Source organism: Thiocystis violacea (genome assembly GCF_016583575.1).
Classification (GTDB): Bacteria; Pseudomonadota; Gammaproteobacteria; order Chromatiales; family Chromatiaceae; genus Thiocystis; species Thiocystis violacea.
The window spans coordinates 1-5,980 of sequence record NZ_NRRG01000105.1 but is presented as its reverse complement, the minus strand read 5'-3'; the positions used below and the strand labels follow the sequence as shown (position 1 = coordinate 5,980).

Sequence of the window (5,980 nt, the reverse complement as noted above, 5' to 3'; positions counted from 1 at the left end):
CCGGACCCTACGAGCGCGCCAGCCAGATCGCCCATTACCTCAAGGCCCACAAGCCCAAGTCGAAGGTGCTCATCCTCGACAGCAGCCAGACCTTCTCCAAGCAGGCCCAGTTCACAAAGGGTTGGGAGAAGCTCTACGGCTTCGGGACCGACAACGCCCTGATCGAGTGGCAGCCCGGTCCGGACGCCGCCGTGAAGAAAGTCGACGCCTCCGGCCTGACGGTGGAGACCGCCTTTGGCGACGAGGTCAAGGCGGACGTGATCAATGTCATCCCGCCCCAACGCGCCGGAAAGATCGCCCAGACCGCCGGACTCGCCAACGAGGGCGGCTGGTGCCCGGTCGACGTCAAGACCTTCGAGTCCAAGATCCACAAGGGCATCCATGTCATCGGCGACGCCTGTATCGCCACCGCCATGCCCAAGTCCGGCTACTCGGCCAACAGCCAGGGCAAGGTCGCCGCGGCCGCCGTGGTCGCCATGCTCAAGGGCGAGGAGCCGGGAACGCCTTCCTACCTCAACACCTGTTACTCGATCATCGCCCCGGCCTACGGGATCTCGGTCGCCGCCGTCTACCGCATGAGCGCGGATGGCGCGAGCATCGAATCGGTGCCGGATTCGGGCGGCGTCACCCCGGTCGACGCGCCCGACTGGGTGCTGGAGCGCGAGGTCCAGTACGCCTATAGCTGGTACAACAACATCGTGCACGATACCTTCGGATAAGCACGAGATACCAGGCCCCCTCGGGGGCCTCGATTCAAGGGGCCGGATGGCCCCTTTTTTCGTGGCCTAGGCACACTGGGAGAGAGCCACCGGATCCCAACCGCCAGTGATCGAAGACCCGAGAAGTCCCCATATCCGACCCGCATCATCCCCTCGCTGAAGCGCACGAAAAGACTTACGCTTAGGGCGAATCCATGAGCATGGAAACGAGGCCGAAACCATGACCCGCACCGCCGGTTACGATCGGGACGTCATCGCCTGGGCCAACGAACAGGCGCGTCTGCTGCGCTCCGGCCAGTTCGATCGGCTCGACATCGAGCATCTGGCCGAGGAGATCGAAGACGTGGGCAAAAGCGAACAGCGCGAACTGGCGAGCCGCATGGCCCTCTTGCTGGCGCATCTGTTGAAATGGCGGTTTCAACCCGCGCGCCGCGGCCGAAGCTGGGAAGCGACGATCCGGGTTCAGCGAGACAGCCTCTTGCGTCGCCTTACGCGCACGCCAAGCCTGAAACGCAACCTTGAGGATCCTGACTGGTGGCGCGACACCTGGGACGACGCCCTGACCAAGGCGATCGAGGAAACCGGCTTGAGCGATTTTCCGGATCAATGCCCCTGGTCCGTCGCCGACATCCTCGACCCGGATTGGAAACCTGAATAGGGATATCCCAGGGTACCGACGGCTCGGCTATCCTTGATGGTCATCCACATCCAGACGAGACATTCCGATGGCGGACGAAATCCTTGGTCACTGCTGGAATTGCGAGCGCCCGCTTAGCAAGCTCGACTATGGGCGTGAGCTGACCTGCCAGGGCTGCGACAAACCCACCCACTGCTGTCGCAACTGTCGGCACTATGCGCCAGGGCGCGCGAACGAATGCATGGAGCCCATGGTGGAGCGGATCGTCGACAAGACCCGAGCCAACTTCTGCGAGCTCTTCGAGCCGACCACGCCGGCCCGTGACGGAGCCTCGACCCAGGATCCGGAGGCGCTGCGTCGCGCGGCCGAGAGTCTCTTCGGATAGTCCAGAACCTTGCGGGACGCCTTGCGGCGCCGGAGGAGCCATGCCCATTCGTTCAGCCTGGACCGACCGCTCCACCGACCGGATCCACTTGACCGCCCTCCTCCTCTTCTGGAGCCTCGCCGGGATCCTTCCCGCCAACGCACTGGATGACGACATGAGCGACAAACGCCAACGATTGGTGGACCAGATCCAGGCCGAGGTCCGCGCCACGGCCTCCGAGCTTGGGTTCGCGGAACTGGATCCCAGTGTGGAAGCGGCCATGCGCTCGGTGCCGCGCCATCGCTTCGTCCCCGAACCCTCGCGCGAGCTGGCCTATATCGACGCCCCGCTCGCGATCGGTGGCGGGCAAACCATCTCCCAGCCCTACATCGTCGCCATCATGAGCCAGTTGCTCGCGGTCGGGCCAGGGGATCGGGTCTACGAGCTGGGAACCGGGTCGGGCTATCAGGCGGCCGTGCTGGCGGCCATGGAGGTCGATGTCTACACGGCAGAGATCGTCCCGGAACTGGCGGAACGGGCCGCCCGGACGCTCGCGACCTTGGGTTACGATCGGGTTCGGGTGCGCGCCGGGGATGGCTGGCTCGGCTGGCCGGACGCGGCCCCCTTCAACGGCATCATCGTGACGGCCGCCGCCCCGCGGATCCCCAGACATCTGGTCGATCAGCTCGCGCCTGGCGGACGTCTGGTGATCCCCATGGGGGATCCCGACCGGGTCCAGAAACTGGCCCTCTTCATCAAGGACGACCAGGGCGAACTCATCCGCCGCGATCTGCTGGCGGTGCGTTTCGTGCCGGTCACCGGGGCGATGGATCCCTGATGCGCGCATGAACGGCGGTGCCAATCCCGCCGATCCCGCCGAGGCGGGATCCCCGGCGAACCTCGATGACATCTTCCTCGACCTGATCCGAGCCCGGCGCGCCCAGGCCCTCGCTCGCCGCCATCGCCTGACGCTCTGGCTGAGCGGAGATGCCGACTGGACCGCCGCCGGCGCCCGACGGCTGACCGCGACGCTCCCCGAGAATCTTGAAGCCGTCTGGCTCACGGAACGCCCGCTGGTCGCGCGAACCCGACCGCTCCGCGCGGCGACCAGCCTGCTCGGACAGGATCTGGACCTGCTCGTCTATGACGCCCACGGCGGACTCGACCCGGATGGCTTCGGCGCCGCCACCGGGGCGATCCGAGGCGGCGGACTGCTGGTGCTCCTGACCCCGGACGCCGCGCGATGGCCCTATCGACCCGACCCGCAAGCCGAGCGGATCGCCGTCTGGCCCTATGACCCGGAACATCTGAGTGGCCACTTTCTGGAGCGGCTCGCGCGGGTACTCGCGGAAGACCCCCATGTCCTTCACATCCGGCAGCGGGCGACCGCTCCGTCGCTCTCGGACCGGCCTTCGCCTGGCGACGATCGAAGCGCCCGATCGCGCGCGCCGGTCGATGCTCCAGCCGATCCCGCGCGCCCAGGCACGCCCAATCAACACGAAGCGTTCGCGGCCATCCTCAAGACCGCGCGCGGACGCGCCCGCCGCCCACTGGTGCTCATCGCCCATCGCGGACGCGGCAAGAGCGCCGCGCTGGGGCTGGCCGCCGGCCATTGGCTGCTGGAGGGACAGCGGCGGATCTTGATAACCGCACCGAGACGCGCCTCGGTCGAGGCCATCCATCGCCATGCCATGGCGGTGCTGGCGGCGAACGGAACATCGGAAGAAGCCGTCAAAAAAGGACGGCGGCTCGAATTCCACGCCCCGGAGGCCCTCGCCCGCGACCCCATCGAGGCCGACCTGCTGCTGGTCGACGAGGCGGCCGGCATCCCGGCCCCCCTGCTGGAAGCCTTCCTCGAACACTATCCGCGCATCGTCTTCGCGACCACGGTTCACGGCTACGAGGGCACCGGACGCGGCTTCGAGGTCCGCTTTCGCGCCACCCTGGAGCGTCTGACGCCGAACTGGCGGGCCTTGACGCTCGACACCCCCATCCGCTGGGCGGCCGACGATCCGCTGGAGGCCCTGACCTTTCGTGCCCTGCTGCTGGACGCCGCGCCGGCGCCATCGGACGCCATCCAGACCGCCCATCCCGGCAATTGCGCCATCGAACGCCCCTCCCAGGCGGCCCTGCTCCAGGACGAAACGACCTTGCGCGAGCTGTTCGGCCTGCTGGTCCTGGCCCATTATCAGACCCGCCCCATGGACCTGCGGATGCTGCTCGATGGACCCAATGTGCGCATCCTAGTCCTGCGCCACGCCGGGCACGTCGTCGCCACCCTTCTCGCCGCCGAGGAAGGCGGTTTCGAGGAGGCCGGGCTACGCGAGGCCATCTATCGGGGCCAGCGGCGCCCGCGCGGACACCTGCTGCCCCAGACGCTCTCGGCTCACGCCGGATTGATCGAGGCGCCGGCTTTTCATTATCTGAGGGTGATCCGCATCGCCGTTCATCCGGCGGTCGTCGGACGGGGTCTCGGCGGACAGCTACTGACCGGATTGCTCCGGGTCGCCGAGGCGGACGGTCTGGATCTGGTCGGCGCCAGCTTCGGCGCGACGCCCGAGTTGCTCGGGTTCTGGCATCGCCAGGGCTTTGTCCCGGTGCAGATCGGAGCCAGCCGCAACGCCGCCAGCGGCGAGCATGCCGCCGTGGTGCTCCAGCCAGTCTCCACCCAGGGCGAGGATTTCATCCGGCAGGCGAGTCGGCGACTCGAATCGCGACTGCCGGTCCTGCTCGCCGGTCCCTTGCGTGCCCTGGACCCACTGGTCGCGGTCGCCCTGCTTCGCGCGAGGCCATCCATCAATGGCGTCGACGAGGAGTCGGACCCGTTCGATCAACGCCGGGAACTGGCGGCCTTCGTCACCGGCCATCGCACCCTGGAGGCCACTCTGCCTCTCTTGTCCGAACTCACCCGACGCCGGCTCGTCCAGGCAGTCCGAAGCGGCGCCCTCGACCTCGCGGACGCCGGGCTGCTCGCCGCCGCCGCGCGTCAATTACGCCCCATGCCGGAGCTGGTCCAGCTCTTCCGAGCCAGCGGCCGTGACGAGATGCTGGAACGACTGCGCCGGGCGGCCGGATGCCTGATCGACGGCCTGGACAGTCCGCGCGACGAGACGATCTCCGGGCGCGCTCCTGCCATTGACCCGCTCATTCATGGACAGGATTAACAGGATTCCTCAAGATTTACAGGATTCAAAACAGGTCGTTATAAATCCCGCCCACCCCGAGAGATCCCGCTGATCCCGTCTGTTTCGAAAGCGTGATCCCTGGTAGGAACATTACCGGAAATCGCCTAATCTTTCGGCCAGCACCCGAAGGCGGAGGGCAGGAGCCCGAGCCGCCATTCCAGATTTCCCAGCCCCATCAGGAGAATCGAGCCCAGATGTCGAACGAACATGACGCCTCCACCTCCGACGCCCTTCTCACTCCGGTCCAGGCGCGCCTCCTGGGTTGTCTGATGGAAAAGCAGCGCACCACTCCCGATCAGTACCCATTGACCCTGAACGGTCTGGTCAGCGCCTGCAATCAGAAGAGCGCGCGCGAGCCGGTGATGAACCTCTCGCCGGGCGAGATCGGTCACGCACTCAACCAGTTGCGCGACAAGGGCCTGATCCATGTCGGCTTCACCGGACGCACCGAGCGCTACGATCACAAGATGGTCGGCACCTATTTTCTCAGCCGCGAGGAACAGGCCATCCTCTGCGTCCTCATGCTGCGCGGCCCACAGACCCTCGGCGAGTTGCGGACCAATACCGGCCGCATGGCCGATTTCGCCGACCTGGAGGCCGTCGCCTCGGCCGTGCGGACCCTGGCGACCCGCGATCACTCGCTGGTGGTCGAACTGCCCCGTCTGCCCGGCAAGCGCGAGGAGCGTTACGCGCATCGGCTCTGCGGCGAACCCAAGGCCGACGAATGGACCCCCAGCGCCGTCCAGACGTCGATGAAACCGCACGCCGAGACCAAGGATGAGCGCATCCGTGCCCTGGAGAGCGAAATAGCCAGTCTGCGCGCCGACCTGGATCGGCTCTGGGAACTGTCCGGGCTGGCGGATCAGCGAGACACCTGAGCGGGCGGTCGAAACCCTCGATGCGCGGCCGGAACGTCGCTCGCCTCGGAGCTTGTGAAAAAACTCTCTTAGGATAATGGGATGGTCTGCCCCGCTCCTCCAACGCGCCCTGAGCGGGCACAATGAGCGATGTAGGTGAAGCATCGTCAACCGAGGTAGCGGAGCCGACCAATGAAAGAGTGTAGCCAAGAGCCTGT

General features: G+C 66.6%; 5 protein-coding genes and 1 pseudogene. All 6 read left to right on the top strand.

Translation table 11 applies throughout. The features are described 5' to 3' along the window. Positions 1 to 719: pseudogene (gene fccB / locus CKO27_RS23195) on the top strand (sulfide-cytochrome-c reductase); the annotation flags it as partial. Between the two features lie 220 nt (positions 720 to 939). After that, positions 940 to 1,377, top strand: coding sequence for a DUF29 domain-containing protein (locus CKO27_RS23190; protein WP_200377284.1), 438 nt, complete (start codon positions 940 to 942; stop codon positions 1,375 to 1,377). A 67-nt stretch (positions 1,378 to 1,444) separates the two neighbouring features. Continuing rightward, a complete protein-coding gene (locus tag CKO27_RS23185) occupies positions 1,445 to 1,741 on the top strand; it encodes a hypothetical protein (RefSeq protein WP_200377283.1) in 297 nt (98 codons plus the stop codon). Positions 1,742 to 1,781: 40 nt separating this feature from the next. Next, the gene (locus CKO27_RS23180) at positions 1,782 to 2,558 is read left to right on the top strand and encodes a protein-L-isoaspartate(D-aspartate) O-methyltransferase (RefSeq protein ID WP_338116179.1); all 777 of its coding nucleotides are present in this window, start codon (positions 1,782 to 1,784) and stop codon (positions 2,556 to 2,558) included. A gap of 7 nt (positions 2,559 to 2,565) precedes the next feature. Further along, the gene (locus CKO27_RS23175; protein WP_200377282.1) at positions 2,566 to 4,884 is read left to right on the top strand and encodes a tRNA(Met) cytidine acetyltransferase TmcA; all 2,319 of its coding nucleotides are present in this window, start codon (positions 2,566 to 2,568) and stop codon (positions 4,882 to 4,884) included. Positions 4,885 to 5,099: 215 nt separating this feature from the next. Further along, positions 5,100 to 5,783, top strand: coding sequence for a YceH family protein (locus CKO27_RS23170; RefSeq protein WP_200377281.1), 684 nt, complete (start codon positions 5,100 to 5,102; stop codon positions 5,781 to 5,783). The last annotated feature ends 197 nt before the right edge of the window (positions 5,784 to 5,980 follow it).

Bases quoted from the DNA above. Each gene is read 5' to 3' on its own strand.
- CKO27_RS23190 (WP_200377284.1), top strand. From the start codon at position 940: ATGACCCGCACCGCCGGTTACGATCGGGACGTCATCGCCTGGGCCAAC.
- CKO27_RS23185 (WP_200377283.1), top strand. From the start codon at position 1,445: ATGGCGGACGAAATCCTTGGTCACTGCTGGAATTGCGAGCGCCCGCTT.
- CKO27_RS23180 (WP_338116179.1), top strand. From the start codon at position 1,782: ATGCCCATTCGTTCAGCCTGGACCGACCGCTCCACCGACCGGATCCAC.
- CKO27_RS23175 (WP_200377282.1), top strand. From the start codon at position 2,566: ATGAACGGCGGTGCCAATCCCGCCGATCCCGCCGAGGCGGGATCCCCG.
- CKO27_RS23170 (WP_200377281.1), top strand. From the start codon at position 5,100: ATGTCGAACGAACATGACGCCTCCACCTCCGACGCCCTTCTCACTCCG.